Raw genomic sequence first — 18369 nt, 5'->3', positions numbered from 1 at the left:
ATAATTTTCATGGGATTATCTCTCTCAGGAATTGGCCTGGACTCTAATTTTTTGGGGGAGATTTTCCCACTATGGTATATTTGTATAGAAAATAATTAGTTAACGTAAAAAAAAGAAGGTTTTGTGTTACAGAACCTTTGATTATTTGGGGAGAGTTTATGAATTTGAAAAACTGCCTTGAAAAAAGGCCAGTTCTCAGCTTCTGGTTGTTAGCTATAATTCTTGCTGTTCTTGTTATACCGTATGGTTTTTTAGTATTTACACATTTTCCAAATTTTGGCAGTGATATCGATGCAGTTACAGAAGGCAAAGGTTACAACACAAATATCTTATATTCTATACCGATCGCTCTGAAAGTTCACGGTGGAATCTGGTATGCTTTGATTCTACTTTTATGGCCGGCTACCGCTTCGATTTCCGCTCTCATAATTTCTTATATTTTAAAGAAAAAACAAGGCCTCAAAGAGCTATTCAGCAGATTCAGATTCTGGTCTTCTAAGATTTCCTTAAGGAAGGGGGTTTCAATTTGGTTACAGGCAATTCTTTTGGCTGTTGGGATAAATCTCGTTTATTCTTTTTTGCGCAATTATGTCAGTGATGTGGAAACTTCTAATCTTTTGAAAATTCATCCTGTTTATTCTGGGTGGGAAATGATTTTTCTCTTTATTACCAGCTTGTTTTTCGATGGCGGAGGTTTGATGGAAGAGATCGGCTGGCGCGGTTTTGCATTACCCAGATTACAGAAAAAATGGAGTCCGCTGAAAGCGAGCATAATTCTTGGAACTATCTGGTCTTTGTGGCACATTCCGGTAAAACTTAACTTTACACCATTTCTTGATTTTATAACCTTCTATTTCGTTTTTACTTTGATGTGTATTTTGTATTCGATCGTGATCACATACTTTTATAATCGATTGGGTGGCAGCATTTTAATCGGAATTGCTTTTCATGGCCTCATGAACGATTCTACCGATTTTAAAACAATTTTCAATGCCGATACTTTGGAAATCAATAATTTTACGGATACAGCTCTTTTGTGCGTTATTTTTGTGGCTGTGGTGTTTTTTATTTTGCTTAAGGAAGGAGAGAAATTGGGAAAAGGTTAATCTAATTTTTTAAGATACTTTTTCAGCTTCTCATCCGTAACTTTCTGATGTGCAGATTCCAGTAAAGCTTTAGCATCATTTTCACCAAATTTCTCGTAAATTTCTGCCTGCAAACCCATTTCAAGTTTATCCAGCTGCCGCACGAATTTGCCTTCTTCTGTTGTTTCATATTCAAATTCTTCCCAGAGTGAGATCAGTCTTTTGTCGTCCGGAAGATTGCTTAAGATTTTGATTACTGCATTTTTTTCCATTTCACTTTTTTTTTCTTCTGTCAAATTATCCCAGGGAGTAAGATCGCCAATTATACATTCACCGGTTTCATGCAGAAGAGCAATTTCCAGAACTTTTAATTTATCCAATTCTGGAGGACAAAGTAGAAGGGCAAGCATGGCAATTCCAAAAGAATGGTCGGCAACAGATTCGGTTTTAATATCGGGAACATTGCGCTGCAGCCAGCCCTGGCGGTAGAGAGCTTTTAATCGCAGAAAATACTGAAAAGTATTGATGACAGCTTCGTCATTGTCAGGTTTATTATCAAATTTCCATTTCATGTGATTAAGGGAAATTTTCGTTTAGTAGAAGTCAAGAACTATAGAATTATTGATAGAATGTACCAAAAGCTGACCGGTAAGTAAGGGAGGGTATTTTTATGCGAATAAATTAGATAAATCTACTTCAACAATCTTTTAGCTAAAATATCCGATAAATTTCTACGACCATCAAAAATGCCAAAAATTATTACTTCCCTCTTGGTAATATTATAAATTATTCTATATGGCTTAAAGTTGATTTCAAAATAATTGTAAATTGAAAGAATTTCTAATTCTGGTGGTATATGTCCGATATTTGAGAAACTTTTTAACTTTGTACATTTATCTTTAATAGAATAGTATATTTTTTGAGCAGCATCAGCTGAATCGTTATTTTTAATGTAATCGTATATTGAATGAAGATCATCTTCAGCTTGTTTGGTGAAAATAAGCTCTTTATTTTTGATCATTTTCTATCTTTTTTTCAATCTCAGAAAAAACTTCATCAGCAGATTTAACCTCACCTTTTCTTACTGATTCTTCTCCCAATGCTAGTATTTTTAATAAGGCCAAAGTTTCTTTCATTTCTTCGTATTCTTTGATATCCTGCAACACAGCTTTAGCTTCTCCGTTTTGTGTAATAATAAGCGGAGAACGTGTTTTAGAGATTTCTTTCAATATTTTGGCAGCATTTGCTTTTAGATAACTGATTGGTTTTATGGCTTCACTATATTTCATCTCAACCTCCTGCGACTAAATTAAGTCCAAATTTAGTTAGGTCAAGGGTTTTATTTAATTAGCATCATTTTCTTAGTTTTCTTTACTTTGCCATCCACATTCAGTTGATAAAAGTATATTCCAGAAGAAACGAGTTTGTTGTTTGAATCTGAACCGTTCCAAACTACTGAATAATTATTTGGCGTGCCTGATCCTTCGATACGATGCTGCGCATCGCTCAGGATGACAGGCAATGATTTTACTCTTTGTCCTATGATATTGTAAATTTCTATTTTTGCACTTTCATAATTTTGAGGTAAATTGAACTCAATTGTGGTGGAAGGATTGAATGGATTGGGGAAATTACTCAACCCATAACTCACAACTGGTAACTCCTCACTATTTATGGGAGTTCCCTGCCATTCGTAGCAACCCATGTCAATTGTTCCATCGTAAATTCTGGGATTGCCATCCAGATCGTAAGCAGGAAGATTTAAACCAGTTGTATCTGGAGTTCCGGCATTGATGCAGGGAGAATCGGCAAGTAAACGATAATCTCCATTATCAGGATCGATGAAGAGAGGATCGGAAGAGATGTTACCTTCCAACCAGTTAATAGTATTGTTTTGATAAAACGCGTTTTGACCTCCTCTAATATCAGAATGCAAGATATCAGCAACGGTTCCATAGTGCCAAACATTTAGAAAAGTTTCATCATCATTCCAAAGAATTGAATTAATTACAGACAAATATTCCCAATAAAATATGTATCCTTGATCCGCGCCTGAAACACAATTTGTAAATTCCAATCCGGCATTTGAAGAGATTAGACAGGCAGAGGAGTTATTTCCAAAAAGTGAGTTTATTATCTTCAAATTTTCAATATTAGATTCGCAATTAATAATGCTCTGTGATCCACCATCACCCCATCCTGAGTAGTTATTAACAAATTTTGAACTATTTATGCTAACTGTACAATTAACAGTCTTTATGGCAGCTTCTTCACCTCCCCAGGGTGGTTGTCCATAATTATATTCATAATGAGAGGAAACATTACTATCAAAAAGGCAATTATTGATTTCGACATTTGTATCAGTAATATTTAAACAAGCTGGGGCTGTCACATTCCTATTATCGTAGAAAATGCTATTTGAAACAACAGTATTTGGGCAATCATTCAAATATAAAGTGACTAAGTTACCACTATTATTTCTAACTTTTTCAAATTTGCAAAACTCAATGATTGGTGCTTCATTCGGAGATATGATTCTTATACCCTTCCAAATTGTATTTCCTGTAAAAGTAATAATGTTATCTTCTTCCCCTTCAGCAATCAGATTTCCATAAATATCCATGCTGCAATAATTGAATTTAATTGTTGTGCCTGGAAGAATTTCTAAATTTATTCCTTGATAAACTGATATGTTATTATGAACAATCACTGTATCATAATCCCAAATGGTATCAGACAAAATATTTGCAGCAATATGGTAATCATCATCAGATTCACCCGAAACTTGTACGGTTGCATCACTTCCATTAACAGCATTGGAATAAATATGAATTTCGTCAGAATACATTCCAGTAGAAGAAGGAGCAAAAACTACTTCAATCTGGCTGTTTGTTGCAGGAAGTAATTCAAAACCCGGAAGAGATTGAACATAAGTTCCTGACTGTCGAATTAGAAAACCATCGGGTGATTCGATAGAGGTAATACTTAGGTTTTCCATGCCTGTATTAAAGATTATGAATTCCTGAGATGGTGAATTTCCGCTGGTTGGTGACCAGTTTTCGAATTCGATATTATCATTCTGAATAGTTATTGCCGGAAATTGTGAAGGATCGTCCTGGTATTCGTAGCAACCAAGATCAATAATAGGATAAGTTCCTTGGTAAATGCGGGGATTGCCATCCAAATCATATTCGGGAAGATTCAATCCTGTTGTGTCGGGAGTGCCGTTATTTAAACAGGGGGAATAGGATTCCAAATGGAAATCATTGTTTGCCGGATCAACAAAAGAAGGATCGGAATATAACATGTGCTGCAAAGATGAGAAACCGGTAGGCTCTTCTGAAAAAAGACAATATGATGCAGTAGCTGTAATCCCATAGCCAATTAAATGGAAATCATCATCATTAAAAAAAATAGAATTTGTGATAATAACATCTGTTGCATTCCATTGCCCCATCCCATCGACATTTAACCCACTTACATTATTTGCAAAAGTACAATTACTTATTACGCAGTTAACATAACACTCATCATCCCAAAACACCATTCCAATATTATTGTTATAGATTAAAGAATTTATTACTGAACAATTTTGCCAAAATGATTCAATGCCATATAGATTATCGTAAACTTCACTACTTATTAGTAATTCACAACTTTCAATTCCAACATCCTGGTTATCAAATATTTTTGAATTTTTAATTGTATCAATTCCACAAATTCCACCTCCCAGATTGTTAGAAACTATGCAATTTTCAATTTTACTTCCAAGACCGTAAATTCCATAATTAAAATTATTACAAATTTTTGTGTTTTTAATAACCATTTCACTATTAAAAACTAACATTCCTCCGCCAAAAGCTTCTGAATAATTATTCTGGATTAAATTATTTGAAAACTCTATTTTTGAATAATCGAAAATGTAAATTCCCCCACCTTTTCTATCCTCAGGAACATCACCCATTGCCTTCCCATTTTCCAAAATACAATATATTATTTTAGATGAGTCATTCGTTGCGGGAGTGTTTTCTAATCGTATTCCATGCCAGCCGCCATCAGTAGAATTGAAATTACTGAATCCTGTCGTATCAGCAACTGTAAACCTGATCGAATCCTGTTCTGTTCCAACTGCCAGCAATCTTCCCTGAACATTAAATTTGTAATGCCCTTGAAACTCGATCAGACATCCCGGATCGATTATGAGAGTTTGTCCATTGGGAATTTCAATTTCACCATCGATGAGATAAGGTGAGCCTGCGAAATCCCAAGTGCCGGAAACAGGACCAGCGGGAATGTGAGTTTCAGCAAAAAGTATGAGGGGAAATAAAATTAATATCCAAAGAAATCTCTTCACAATTCACTCCTTCATCCAATGTTAGATGTAGTATTTTTTCTCCAAAAAAAATTCTACTTACAATGTATTGATTTTAAATGAATTGAGTCAAGAAGAAAAATCCTTCCCGATCTAATGGAAAGGAACCTGTTTTTTTTTAATGCCATACCCTTCGACAAGCTCAGGGTGACAAGTAAGAAAACACACCCCGCGGCTAAAGCCGCACCCCTCTCAAGAGGGGATTTATAAAAGTTTTTTCTTTTTGTTATTTTTTAGTTTTTCAACGATTTTCTTCACGTCTTCGCTTTTATCTTTATCTGCTATCAAAAGTGCATCTTCACTTTCAACTACGACCAGATTTTCCACTCCAATCAAGGATACAAATTTAGCTGAATTCACGTAATTATTTTTGCTTTCAATGATTTCAGAATCACTTTTGAGCACATTTTCATTTTCATCTTTTTGGGAAATATCGTAAAGTGCTTTCCAACTGCCCACATCGCTCCAACCGTAATCTACAGGGATTACCACACGTTTTTCTGCCTGTTCCATAATTCCGATATCGACTGGGATTTTGGGCATTTTTTTGTATTCTTCGCTGAAATCGGCTGATAATCCAACTTTGTCCCATTTTGCATTAACTTCTTTTAAAATGGAATTAACTTTGGGAAGATAATCATTATAAGCTTGCAGGATCGTCTCGATCTTCCACATGAACATGCCGCTGTTCCAGAAAAAATTTCCTGCTTCCAGAAACTGCTGAGCTGTCTCCATATCAGGCTTTTCCTTAAATTGTTTCACAAAAAATCTCTGCTCATCGATCTTCTTTCCGGCTTCGATGTAACCGTAACCTGTAGCCGGATAATTCGGTTTAATTCCAAACGTAACCAGATTATCCAAATTTGCCGATTCTTCCCCTATTTGCAGGGAAGCCAGAAAATCATCTTTCAGGGCAATTAAATGGTCTGCTGGCAAAACTATCATACTTTCTGTTTTTTTATGTTTACGAGCCAGATATGACGCGCTGAGCGCAATACAGGGAGCTGTATTCATGCCAAAAGGTTCGATAATAATATTTTCTTCCGGCAATTCCGGTAAATGCTGTTTGGTCAGTTCCACTTGCGAGGCAGCTGTAACGATGAAAATATCCTCCATTTTTATTTTGGAAGTCAAACGATCCACGGTCATCTGGATCATTGATCGATCCGATAAAATATTCAAAAACTGCTTAGGATTGGATTCTCTGCTGAGCGGCCAAAAACGCGTTCCAACTCCGCCAGCCATAATTAAAGCTATCATTAAATTCTCCGTTTATTTGTTTACTCGATTATCTATAATATTTGCATCTTCAGGAAGTTCTACATCAAAAACACCGGCAGGAAGTTGCTCGTTGATTTTGGCATTTTTGAATTTATACAAAACGAAATTTTCATCCTCATCATGAATCGTGAGTTCTGCTAAAATATGATCTTCCAGAAGTAAAGTTATTGTCTCATTTATCTCTGTTTTCAAAGTGATCTTAGTTAAATCGTTTTCAGAAAAATTTAATTTTTTATCGGAACTTTCCCAATATTCCGAGATCAGATTTACCGGACGTAATTCGATATTCATATTATTTGAGATCATCGCTTGATTTGTGGCAGCATCATAAATGGTTACTGTATCATTCTGAATAAACAGAATCTGCCCTTCCGGTTGTTCATATTTCATCAGGAAATTATCGACATCGAAATAGATCATGCCATGTGAAGATTGAGTTACATCAATACTTTTCCAATAATTTTCCTGTTCAAATTCTGCTTCGTAAAACTTTACTTTGGAATATTTTATCAGGATTGCATCGTAGATATCGTCCAGCTCATCTGCCCGGCAAAATGAAATTGAAGCTATTAAAATTAGAACCAGGAATAATTTACTCATCGGGAATGTAGCCATAAATTTTCATATCCTCTTCAGTTGCCAGAACTTCTCGTGATTTACTGCCTACATGAGGTCCTACAATTCCAGCCTGTTCCAGCATATCGACAAGTCTTCCGGCTCGAGCGTAACCGATCTTAAAATGCCGCTGCAGCATAGAAACTGAAGCCTGTCCGGCAGTAACAACACAGACTGCAGCTTCCGGGAAAAGTTCATCATCATATTGGAATTCACCGAGAAGCGGCTGTTCATCATCGATAATTTTGATCTCCTTTTCCGGTTTGGGTTGAGTTTTCAGGTATTCGATGAGATCGAGGATTTCCTGTGGTAAAATGAAAGCTCCGTGAATTCTTTCGGTTTGCCCTTTTCCGGGCGGCATGAACAAGCTGTCACCCATTCCCAGAAGTTTTTCAGCGCCGTTTGTATCGATGATAACTCGTGAATCTATCTTGGAAGAAACTTTGAAAGCAATTCGCGAGGGAAAGTTTGCTTTGATTACACCGGTGATAACTTTTATGGATGGTCTTTGCGTTGCCAGAATCAGATGAATTCCAATTGCACGAGCCATTTGCGCCAAACGTGTAATCGGGCGTTCAATATCGCGACCAACTGTCATCATGAGATCGGCAAGTTCATCCACCACGATCACCACAAATGGCAGTGGATCATCTTCAAGTTCAGGATCTTTGTCCTTCAATTTCTTAACTTTGGCATTATAAGAAATCAATCCTTTAACTTTGTATTTTTGCAAAAGCGCATAGCGATGATCCATTTCGGCAACAGCCCAATTCAAAGCTATCAGTGCTTCTTCGTTATCCGTTACAACTTCCTGCACCAGATGCGGAATTCCTTCATAACCGGAAAGCTCGATCCGTTTTGGATCGATCAGGATCAAGCGCAATTGATCGGGATTTGTGCGGAAAAGCAGGCTGCAGATAATGGAATTAACGCACACACTTTTTCCTGAACCAGTAGCACCAGCAATAAGTAAGTGAGGCATTTTTGCCAGATCAGCCACAACTGGTTTTCCGGAAATATCTTTTCCCAAACCAAAAGTGAGAACGCCATCCAGTTTCTTCATTTCATCGGATAGCAGGATATCTTTTAGATAAATGGTGTCTCGATTCACATTGGGAATTTCAATTCCCACCAGACCACGGCCGGGGATCGGAGCTTGAATTCGAATGCTGGTAGCTTTAATTGCTAAAGCAAGATCGTCGGCTAAAGCATGGAATTTATTGACTTTAACTCCAGGCGCCGGTTTTATTTCATACTGTGTAATAATTGGCCCGATATTCACATTAATAACTTCTGCTTCCACGCCAAATTCTGCCAGTTTTTCGATCAGTATCTGCGATATCATCTTGATGTTCTTCTCTATTTCTTCCCTGGCTTTTCGACTGGGTTGAACACTGGTCAGAAAATCTTCGATCAGCGGTTTTTCATATTCACGCGTCGGTTCATCTGGAACTTCGCCTTTATCCTGAGTAAGATCACGCGGCTTAATTTTCGGTTTTGTTTTCGGTTGCTCTTTTGTATCTTCTTTAGCTGCATGATCTCGAATTCTGGGAACAATCGGTTCTTTCTTTTTCTTCTCTTTTTTCTTCTTGGGCTTCTTAATTTTTACAGGTTTTTCTTTCTTCTCTTTTTTGGAAAATAGTTTTTGAATAAATTTGAAAATCGCTGAAATCACTTTTCCGATTCCTATAAAGAAAATTTTCCAATTCTTCAATTCAAAGATAAAAATCAAACATATAATTACGACTACAGAACTTATTATAAAAGTTCCTGTATTGTGGAAAATTCGAAGTAAAAATTGATAAACAAAGCAGGGAATTCTACCAGCATAATTCAGTGATTTTGTTGATAAAATAAAAATGTCTATATTCAAGAAAAATGCAAAAGCAAGGAACAAGAGGATCTTCTGAATAGGATGATTTTCTTTGATGAAACTAATAAAAAAACCAAATAGTGCAAGTGCCAAAAGCAATGATATACTAAGGAATTTTCCAAAAATTGTAACCATCCAGAATCCAAAAAAAACACCAAATGGACCAATTGGATTTGACACTGGTGGAAATTCAAGTTTGATAAATTTGAAAAATGATAATCCTGTTTCGTGCAAAATTTTGTAATCGAAGATCAATTGTGTGGTATCAACAGTTATTGCCACCAAAAACAAAATGGAAAGCAGCATCAGGATAATACCAAAAATTGGTTTTTGAATATTCTTATTTACTTCTTTTGTTTTTTGTTCTTTTTTCATTTTAGCTCCAAATCATACACTGAAGCGAATTGAAATTATGTCTCCATCTTTGACAATATAATTTTTCCCTTCCAGTCTGAATTGCCCCTTTTCTCTAAGCACTTTTTCGCTTCCAGCTTCTATCAGATTTTCATAGGAAAAACATTCCGCTCGAATAAAACCACGAGCCAGATCGGTATGAATTTTTCCTGCAGCTTCTACCGCATTCTGCCCTTTTTCAATGGTCCAGGCACGAACTTCATCTTTACCAACTGTAAAGAAGCTGATATTTCCAAGAATGTCGTAAGATAGCTTTGTAAGCCTGTTCCTTGCTGATTGTGAAATTCCCATATCCTGCATGAATTCTGCTGCTTCGTCTTCAGGAAGTTGCGACAGTTCCATTTCAAAATTTCCGGCAAATTCAATTGCTTTATATTTCTTTTCTATTTCTGAAATTATTTCTTCGTTCTTACCATAATTATCTTCATCAGAATTCAAAATGATCATCATTGGTTTTTGGCTGATAAATTGAAATCCACGAATTGCTTTTTTTTCATTCAACTCCAAATCAAGTGTCCTCAGCGGATTTTCATTTTCCAGATGACTAATTACCTTTTCAATAGCTTTTTCCTCTATTAACAGTGCAGCTTCTTTGACACCTCTTTTTTTGCTTAATTCAATATTTTCCTTTCTATTTTCAGCAATTATAAGATCGCTCATAATAAGCTCAGATTCTAACGTTTCTATCTGTTCCAGAGCAGAAAGTTTCGATATTTCATCAGCAAGATTATTACTGAAATTTCTTACAATAACAGCAAGAGCATCTGTTGTTTTTGCCAAAGCTAAAATGTTTGCAGGAATTGGTTCAGAAGAATCCTGTTCAGATGAGAATCCGGCAAAGTCAATGTACTCAATTGTCGCGTAAATCGTTTTTTTAGGATCATACATCTCAGAAAGTTTTGTTATTCTTTCATCCAGTACTTCTACGATTCCCAAATTCGGTTCAGCTTTTTGGAGAGAGTATGGAGTCGTTTCCAATTCCTGCCCGGTTAAAGCATTAAAGATTGTAGTTTTCCCCGAGTTTTGCAGTCCAATAATTCCAATTTTCATAATCTATTTATTCTCCATATTGTAATTTTTCAAGGTATATATCTCTTTTTTATTCAAATGACGCCACATTCCGATTGGAAGCTTACTTAACCTCAAATCGCCGATCTGCAATCTTCTTAAATCTATTACTTCGGAACCAATAGTTTTAATCATTTTCCTGATTTGTCTTTTTTTACCTTCCGAAATAGTGATCTTGAGAATTGTTTTTTGAGAATTCCTGGATTTGATGAACACCTTTGCAGGCTTTGTTTTGTATCCCGAAATTACAACACCATTTCGTAATCGTTGAACTACCGAATTAGTTATGTATCCTTTTACAGTTACCTTGTACAACTTGGGCAATTTGTTTCTGGGATGCATAATTTCATCGGCAAAATCACCATCATTGGTAAGAATAAGCAATCCTTCACTCATATAATCGAGCCTGCCAACCGAGAACAAATGAACTCCGAAATCAGGAACAAGATCAAAAACTGTACTTCGCCCAAAATCATCTTTTGCAGTAACGAGATATTTTTTCGGTTTATTCAAAATCAGATAATATTTTTTGGAAGCAATCGATATTATTTTATTATCAAATTCAACTTTGTCATTTTCTTCATCGATCTCTATTGCAAGTTCTTTTGTTATTTTGCCGTTAACTTTTACTCTTCCCGCAAGTATGAATTCTTCAACTTTTCTGCGAGATCCAAGGTTGCACTGAGCCAGGAATTTATTGATTCTTACCATTCTTCCAGAGAGTTCTTTATAATTGTATCAAAAAGATCATCGAATATCTTCTGCTGTGCAGCTTCTTCAGTTTTATAGGTTATATTTGTATCTGATGCAGAATAAACTTCCGAAAGCAAAAGAGAACTATTTTGCCAGATAATTTTGTTTTTTACAAGATCTGTAAATGTAATATTAAAAAGAATTTGAACTTTGTAGGCATCGATCGTTGAGCCACCATAATTCTGAACTTCATTAGAATAATCCATAATTTCGCCTTCTAAAATACAATCTGGAGACATTGTAACAATAGAAAGCCTGCCATCATTAGAAAACTTATCCGAAAGTTTTATATAAATTTCTTCTTCCAGATCATATTCGGTAGAACTGTTCTGAAATGATTTTACTGATATTGTTTTCAGATGCGGCATTCCGCTGGAATACACAGAATATGAACATCCTGCCAGAAGCGATAAAACAAGCATTATTATTACATTTTTCATGGTATTAGCAATTCAATGAGCCCGATTCTGTCAAGAAATTACTCGTTCTACTTGACAGAAAAATTCCATATTCCTACAAACGCATAAGAAATAATAAATTAAGGAGTAGTAATGGCAAAAGATTATTTAACACTGAAACAAGCAGCAAATTTCCTTAAAGTCACCGATTCCGTTGTGAAGGAAATGATCAAATCAAAAGTATTCAAGGCTTCAAAGAAAGGGAATACATATCAAATTCAAAAAGCTGAAGTTGATGAATGGCTGGCAAATTTGAACGAACGGGAAGTTGAACAACTTGCCTTAAAAAGATCAGTCTGCAGATTTTCAGATTATTTTAAAGTGAAAAACGTTTTTTTAGATTTTCATGCTGATAATAAATATGAAGCAATAGCAGAGATGGCAAAGAAAGCCAAAGAATTGAAAATCGTAAAAGATCATCGCTGGTTATATCAAGTTGTTGTAGCACGAGAGGAACTTGTTTCGACAGCTATAGGAAAAGGGATTGCTTTATTACATCCACGTCATTTCCATCCATCTAAGATTAAGAAACCCTCAATTCTATTTGGCCGATCAAAAGATGAGATTGAATTCGATGCGATCGATAATAAACCTGTAAAATTATTTTTTCTGCTTTTATTACATGATGATGTTCAACATCTGTTTTCAATATCTTATATTTCCAAACTATTAATGAATGAGGAAAATCTTAAACATCTATTAGAAGCAGAAACAGCTGAAGAAGTCGAGCATGCTTTAATAAAAAAAGTATTAAACTAAATTTTACGTTTCACGTGAAACACTAATTTGGATAATTAAAATTCTTTATCCAGGTTAGTGTTTTTTCGTACCTGTTAGAAGAGTTCCAGAGGATATATCCCGAAGCTCCCAGATCTTTTATTGCTTGAATCTGGGAATGCATATATTCTTCTTTGTAATTTACTTTCCAGGAATTTGCCTGGATGTATGGAATAACCTTACATCCAGATTGAGCATGTTCCATGGTTAGTTTAGTACCTTTATACATTAAATGATAGACTTCGTTCGGAACATTCTTTCTATAGCTAAAATTATCTGCAAAATGTGATGAATAGATCATTGGATGGATCTTGTCCAAGTATTTTGATAAATACCCTATATTCTGCCCGGTTGACTTGATATCGGCATTTCTCTGCCAGGCGACAATTGCAAACACATCGGCAGCAAGAGAAACATTGTACTTATCACAAATTGCTTTTACATTTTTTACGAATTCTAAAATTATATCATCTCGATCTCGAAGAATATAAAGTGAATCATATCTGGCATATTCATAATCTTCTCTTTGAAAATAAAAGATTGCATCACCAGAATGTCCCTGAGTAGGAAATCTCACATAATCCATCTGGATTTCATCAACACCAGATTTTGCAATTTGCTCTATAAGACTAAAAAGATACTCTTGTACCCTTGGATTTGAAGAATCCATCCAGGAAGGTCCTCTTCTTTCACTTTCAACCCAGGCAGTTCCATCAGAATTTGCGGCTCTCAAAGTGGAATCGCGTTCTGCATTGTATTCATCGTGGAACATAACCACTCTGGAAACGGCTTTCATATTTCGCGAATGAAGCACGTTAACCACTTTTGGAATATCAATTATCGGTTTAAGATTTTCGTTCGTTAGAAACGAATTTTGAGGCATTGAAAAGAAAACGTCTCCATTCATGTTCTTGAGATCGAAAACGACCGTGTTAATGCCAGCCTCTTGTGCCTGGTCTAAAATTTTATGAAAGTCATTTGTTGCAGCCTTGTAAGCTGTTAAATATAAGCCTTGAATGAAATCTTCTCGCAGTGATTTATTTTTTTCATTCTTGTTATTTTCATTATCGTCTACATTTTCTATTTGTTTATATTTGTTGCTGTCAACTTTTTTATTGCCGTCTTGTTTTACATCAGTTTGGATATTTTGAGAAAACAGATAAAATGAAAATAATAAAAGAACACATAGAAAATAAAACTTTTTTATACAAAACAAGGGTGACAACTTGCCACCCTGCAAATTATTTATTTTCTTCATTTACTATTTCTCGATAACTTCCAAGCGGACCAGTGATCTTTTCAGGGCAAATTCTGCTCTTCTAAAATCTGTATCTTCTTGATTGCTTTTTAATCTCTTTTCAGCTCGTTTTTTTGCTGATGCTGCTCTGGTTTTATCTATTTCCGATCGATGTTCGATAACATCACAAACGATTTTAACGATATTGTCATCAACGGTTACGAATCCGTCGTGGACAGCATATTCTTCCGAACTTCTATTATTGAAAAGTTGTAAAATTCCAGGTCTTATTTTGGTTATGAATGGAGTATGATTTTCCATGATGCCGAAATCACCATCTACTCCTGGCACGATGACATGATCATACTCGCCCTCGATCTTCTTTTTAACCGGTTGAATAATCTCCAATTTTATTTTTGCCATACAGTAAAATGCCTATTTCTTTTTATTTTTGTTAATTGGTGATTTTTTTGATTTCGCTTTGGAAGTAGATTTCTTTTTATCTTTATTCTTTTCTTCTTTTTCTACTTTCTCTTTTTTTGCTCTGTCTGAAGATTCGCTAACAGATTCTTCATCAGATTTTTTTTCATCTTTTTCCGAAGAATTTTGTTTTTCCACTTTATGCTGAGATTTCTTTGAAAATTTGTTTGCCTTTTCTTCAGCAGCCTCTATATTTCCTACATAAAGAAATGCCTGTTCGGGCCAGCTGTCACAATCTCCATCAATAATTGCTTTAAAACCCGCAATTGTTTCTTTGAGCGGAACATAAACTCCGGGAGTATTGGTAAATTCTTCTGCTACAAAGAACGGTTGTGAGAAAAATCTTTCCAGTTTCCTTGCCCTATTTACGGTAATTTTATCTTCCTCGGAAAGTTCATCCATTCCCAAGATTGCAATAATATCCTGAAGATCTTTATACTTTTGAACTATTCTTTGTGTTTCACGTGCCACAAAATAATGGTCTTCTCCGATAACTTTGGGATCGAGAATTCTACTTGTAGAACTGAGTGGATCAACTGCCGGATAAATTCCCAATTCCACAATTCTTCTATCCAATACTGTTGTCGCATCAAGATGTGAAAACGTAGTTGCCGGAGCCGGGTCCGTCAAGTCGTCTGCCGGAACATAAATAGCTTGAACTGAGGTGATCGATCCGTCTTTTGTAGAAGTAATTCGTTCCTGCAATTCACCCATTTCTGATGCTAAAGTTGGTTGATATCCAACTGCAGACGGCATTCTTCCCAGAAGTGCAGAAACTTCTGAACCTGCCTGAGTAAAACGGAAAATATTATCGATGAAAAGCAAGACATCTTTTTTGGATACATCGCGGAAATATTCAGCTATTGTAAGTCCTGTAAGACCAACTCTCTGGCGTGCTCCAGGAGGTTCATTCATCTGCCCGAAAACCAGAGCAGTTTTATCGATAACGCCTGACTCTTTCATTTCCAGCCAGAGATCATTACCTTCTCGAGTACGTTCTCCCACACCGGAAAATACAGAAAATCCGCCATGCTCGATAGCAATGTTACGGATCAATTCCTGAATGAGAACTGTTTTACCAACTCCTGCCCCACCGAAAAGTCCGATCTTTCCGCCTTTAGAATAAGGTTCGATCAGATCCACAACTTTAATTCCTGTTTCCAAAATTTCTTCTTCGGTAGAAAGATTTTCAAATGCCGGTGCTTGACGATGGATAGGATATCTTTCTTTAGATTTCACTTCTCCTTGTTCGTCGATCGGTTCTCCAACAACGTTCAAAATTCTTCCTAAAACTTCTTCACCTACCGGAACAGAAATCGATTCGCCAGTATCAATAACTTTCTGTTCTCTAACCAGACCGTCTGTTGAATCCATTGCCACGGTTCGGACCTTATTTTCTCCCAGATGCATTTGTACTTCCAGGATCAAGTCCGGAAAACCTTTTCTCGATATTTTTAGTGCGTTATATATTGCCGGCAGCTTACCTTCCGGGAATTCTACATCGACAGCAGGTCCGATAACCTGTATCACTTTTCCTTCAACCATAAATACCTCTTATAATTTTATCTCATTTTACTTTTGGATTGCTTCTGCTCCGGAAGCAATTTCAATTATTTCAGTCGTAATAGCAGCCTGTCTTGCCCGGTTGTATTTTAATGTAAGTGATTCTATCAATTCGGATGCATTTTCGGTAGCAGAATCCATTGCTGTCATCCTGGCTCCCTGCTCAGCTGCAGAAGATTCCAGCATAATGCGCCAGATCTCCACATGAATATATTTTCTTCCCAGCTCATCGATGATGGTATCTTCATCAGGTTCATAAATATAATCCAGCTTGGATATATCTTCATCTTCTGTGGGCATAATTGGAAGCAGTTGCTTTACTATAATATCCTGTTGAATTGCAGATTTAAACTCATTGTAAATCACATCGATTCTATCATAATTCTGTTCCAAAAATAGGTTTGTGATCTGATTTGCTACATCGGTAGAAATATCAAAATTCATTTCATTAAAAAGATTCAGATAAGGTTTGATGATCTTATCTGAACGCTTCTTGATATAATCATATCCTTTCTTACCCAAGCAGATTATATCGGTCTTGGGATTTTTTTGGATATATTCCATTGATTTTTTAATGATCTGGTAATTGAACGATCCACACATTCCTCGGTCGGAAGTTACGATGATCACAGCTGTTTTATCATTTTTTTCCGAATCTTCCAGCAGCGGATGTAAATTTGAAGCATTTTTCAGTTTGATAGAACGCAGCATTTCATCGATAACATCTGCATAAGGTCTGGCTTTAACTATTCTGTCCTGAGCTTTTCGCAGATTGGCAGCAGCTACCATTTTCATAGCATTGGTTATCTGCTTTGTATTTTTGATGCTCTCAATTCTGGTTTTAATCTCTTTAATGTTAGCCATTAATTCTTCATTCCTTGCATTCTACCATTAAAATTTTGCGATCACTTTCTTGCAGATGTCGTGCATTTTTTCTTTATTTTCGTCAGATATTTTTCCTTTGATCAGTTCTTTCATGAAATCTTTGTATTGTGCATCCAAAGTGTTAAAAAGTTCTTCTTCAACTTTCTTTACATTTCCTTTTTCGATTTCATCCAGATAGCCTTCGTTTGCCATGAAGATAATAAAAATCTGTTTAGCTATCGGAAGAGGTTCGTATTGATCTTGCTTTAGGATTTCAATCAATCTTTCACCACGACGAAGTTGAGCTTGAGTTGCTTTATCCAGATCGGAACCAAACTTGGCAAAAGCTTCTAATTCTGTATATTGAGCCAAGTCTAAACGCATTTGCCCGGTAACAGCTTTCATTGCTTTGATCTGAGCACTCCCACCCACACGAGAAACGGAAAGTCCGGCGTTGATAGCTGGCCTGATTCCAGAATGGAATAATCTGGTACTCAGATAGATCTGTCCATCTGTGATCGAGATTACGTTCGTAGGAATGTAGGCAGTAATGTCATCAGCTTGAGTTTCGATGATCGGAAGAGCTGTCAACGATCCGCCACCCAATTTTTCGTTCAATTTGGAAGCACGCTCCAAAAGACGGGAATGAAGATAAAAAACATCGCCGGGATAAGCTTCACGACCGGGAGGACGGCGCAGCAGCAGCGATAATTCTCTGTAAGCAACAGCCTGTTTGGAAAGATCATCATAAATTATTAGAGCATGTTTGCCTTTATCGCGGAAAAATTCTCCGATTGTGCAACCGGAAAATGGTGCCAGATATTGTAATGATGCTGATTCGGATGCAGTGGCTGCAACCACGATAGTATATTCCATGGCTTGATGCTGTTCCAGGATTTTTACCAATTTTGCTACGGAAGATTTTTTCTGCCCGATTGCTACATAAATACAAATAACGTCGGTATCTTTCTGGTTTAAAATAGTATCGACTGCAATAGCTGTTTTACCAGTCTGCCTGTCCCCAATTATCAATTCTCGCTGACCGCGACCGATCGGAACCATGGAGTCAATAGCTTTGAGTCCTGTCTGCAGTGGTTCTTTTACCGGCTGACGTTGAATAATACCCAAAGCTTTGCGTTCCACAGGATTATGTTCTTCGGCTTTAATTTTTCCTTTGCCGTCGATTGGTTCTCCCAGCGAATTTACTACGCGTCCCAGCATTGCTTTTCCAACCGGAACCTGGAGAATTTTCTTGGTTCGTTTGGCAATATCGCCTTCTTTGATTTTTTCACCTTCACCAAAAATAATACATCCAACATTGTCTTCTTCCAGGTTCAAAGCCATTCCTACAATTCCACCGGGAAATTCTATCATTTCGCCAGCCATCACGTTGTTCATTCCATACACACGGGCAATTCCGTCGCCCACTTGAACAACCTTTCCGGTTTCAGCAATGTCTATCTCAAATTTGAAATTGTTGATCTTATCTTTCAGGATCGAACTTATTTCTTCTGGTTGTATTTTCATAC

The 18369-nt window shown here is 36.4% G+C and carries 17 protein-coding genes; 2 read left to right on the top strand and 15 right to left on the bottom strand.

What is annotated here, in order from left to right; all coding sequences use genetic code 11:
* Window positions 1-158 precede the first annotated feature (158 nt).
* On the top strand, window positions 159-1106 hold the full coding sequence (locus K9N40_05260) for a CPBP family intramembrane metalloprotease (GenBank protein MCF7813862.1): 948 nt from the start codon (window positions 159-161) through the stop codon (window positions 1104-1106).
* Here the strand turns inward: K9N40_05260 and K9N40_05255 are convergent.
* The 10 genes from K9N40_05255 to K9N40_05210 form a co-directional block, all read right to left on the bottom strand.
* On the bottom strand, window positions 1103-1657 hold the full coding sequence (locus K9N40_05255; protein ID MCF7813861.1) for an HD domain-containing protein: 555 nt from the start codon (window positions 1655-1657) through the stop codon (window positions 1103-1105). The two genes, K9N40_05260 and K9N40_05255, sit on opposite strands and share 4 nt — an antisense overlap.
* Window positions 1658-1776: 119 nt before the next feature.
* Window positions 1777-2106 (bottom strand): type II toxin-antitoxin system RelE/ParE family toxin, encoded by a 330-nt coding sequence (locus tag K9N40_05250; protein ID MCF7813860.1) that lies wholly within the window; start codon window positions 2104-2106, stop codon window positions 1777-1779.
* The gene (locus K9N40_05245; protein ID MCF7813859.1) at window positions 2093-2374 is read right to left on the bottom strand and encodes a type II toxin-antitoxin system Phd/YefM family antitoxin; all 282 of its coding nucleotides are present in this window, start codon (window positions 2372-2374) and stop codon (window positions 2093-2095) included. The genes K9N40_05250 and K9N40_05245 overlap by 14 nt, the downstream gene beginning before the upstream one ends.
* Window positions 2375-2424: 50 nt before the next feature.
* Window positions 2425-5439, bottom strand: a complete 3015-nt coding sequence (locus tag K9N40_05240; GenBank protein MCF7813858.1) for a hypothetical protein — start codon at window positions 5437-5439, stop codon at window positions 2425-2427.
* A 222-nt stretch (window positions 5440-5661) separates the two neighbouring features.
* Entirely contained in the window at window positions 5662-6717 is a 1056-nt protein-coding gene (locus tag K9N40_05235) for a mannose-1-phosphate guanylyltransferase (protein ID MCF7813857.1), read from the bottom strand.
* 12 nt (window positions 6718-6729) lie between these two features.
* Window positions 6730-7338, bottom strand: coding sequence for an outer membrane lipoprotein carrier protein LolA (locus K9N40_05230; protein MCF7813856.1), 609 nt, complete (start codon window positions 7336-7338; stop codon window positions 6730-6732).
* Window positions 7331-9601 carry a DUF87 domain-containing protein gene (locus tag K9N40_05225; protein MCF7813855.1) on the bottom strand — a complete coding sequence of 757 codons (2271 nt, stop codon included), beginning with the start codon at window positions 9599-9601 and terminating at the stop codon, window positions 7331-7333. The genes K9N40_05230 and K9N40_05225 overlap by 8 nt, the downstream gene beginning before the upstream one ends.
* A gap of 12 nt (window positions 9602-9613) precedes the next feature.
* Entirely contained in the window at window positions 9614-10690 is a 1077-nt protein-coding gene (locus tag K9N40_05220; protein ID MCF7813854.1) for a YchF family ATPase, read from the bottom strand.
* 3 nt (window positions 10691-10693) lie between these two features.
* A complete protein-coding gene (locus K9N40_05215) occupies window positions 10694-11419 on the bottom strand; it encodes an rRNA pseudouridine synthase (GenBank protein MCF7813853.1) in 726 nt (241 codons plus the stop codon).
* Window positions 11413-11901, bottom strand: a complete 489-nt coding sequence (locus tag K9N40_05210; protein MCF7813852.1) for a hypothetical protein — start codon at window positions 11899-11901, stop codon at window positions 11413-11415. Before K9N40_05210 ends, K9N40_05215 begins: the two co-directional genes overlap by 7 nt.
* 111 nt (window positions 11902-12012) lie before the next feature.
* Between K9N40_05210 and K9N40_05205 the strand changes: the two genes are divergently transcribed.
* On the top strand, window positions 12013-12678 hold the full coding sequence (locus tag K9N40_05205) for a PTS sugar transporter subunit IIA (protein MCF7813851.1): 666 nt from the start codon (window positions 12013-12015) through the stop codon (window positions 12676-12678).
* Between the two features lie 22 nt (window positions 12679-12700).
* Here the strand turns inward: K9N40_05205 and K9N40_05200 are convergent, their stop codons facing one another.
* Genes K9N40_05200 through atpA form a run of 5 tightly spaced genes read right to left on the bottom strand, consistent with a single transcriptional unit; the run spans window position 12701 to window position 18367 of the window.
* Complete coding sequence (locus tag K9N40_05200) at window positions 12701-13954, bottom strand: putative glycoside hydrolase (protein MCF7813850.1); 1254 nt, start codon at window positions 13952-13954, stop codon at window positions 12701-12703.
* Window positions 13955-13957: 3 nt separating this feature from the next.
* A complete protein-coding gene (atpC, locus tag K9N40_05195; protein ID MCF7813849.1) occupies window positions 13958-14356 on the bottom strand; it encodes an ATP synthase F1 subunit epsilon in 399 nt (132 codons plus the stop codon).
* A 12-nt stretch (window positions 14357-14368) separates the two neighbouring features.
* The gene (gene atpD, locus K9N40_05190) at window positions 14369-15958 is read right to left on the bottom strand and encodes a F0F1 ATP synthase subunit beta (GenBank protein ID MCF7813848.1); all 1590 of its coding nucleotides are present in this window, start codon (window positions 15956-15958) and stop codon (window positions 14369-14371) included.
* A gap of 27 nt (window positions 15959-15985) precedes the next feature.
* On the bottom strand, window positions 15986-16840 hold the full coding sequence (gene atpG, locus K9N40_05185; GenBank protein MCF7813847.1) for an ATP synthase F1 subunit gamma: 855 nt from the start codon (window positions 16838-16840) through the stop codon (window positions 15986-15988).
* Window positions 16841-16867: 27 nt separating this feature from the next.
* Complete coding sequence (gene atpA / locus K9N40_05180) at window positions 16868-18367, bottom strand: F0F1 ATP synthase subunit alpha (protein ID MCF7813846.1); 1500 nt, start codon at window positions 18365-18367, stop codon at window positions 16868-16870.
* Window positions 18368-18369: the final 2 nt, after the last annotated feature.

The organism is Candidatus Cloacimonadota bacterium (genome assembly GCA_021734245.1).
GTDB lineage: Bacteria > Cloacimonadota > Cloacimonadia > Cloacimonadales > TCS61 > B137-G9.
This window is presented reverse-complemented; position numbering and strand designations above follow the sequence as displayed.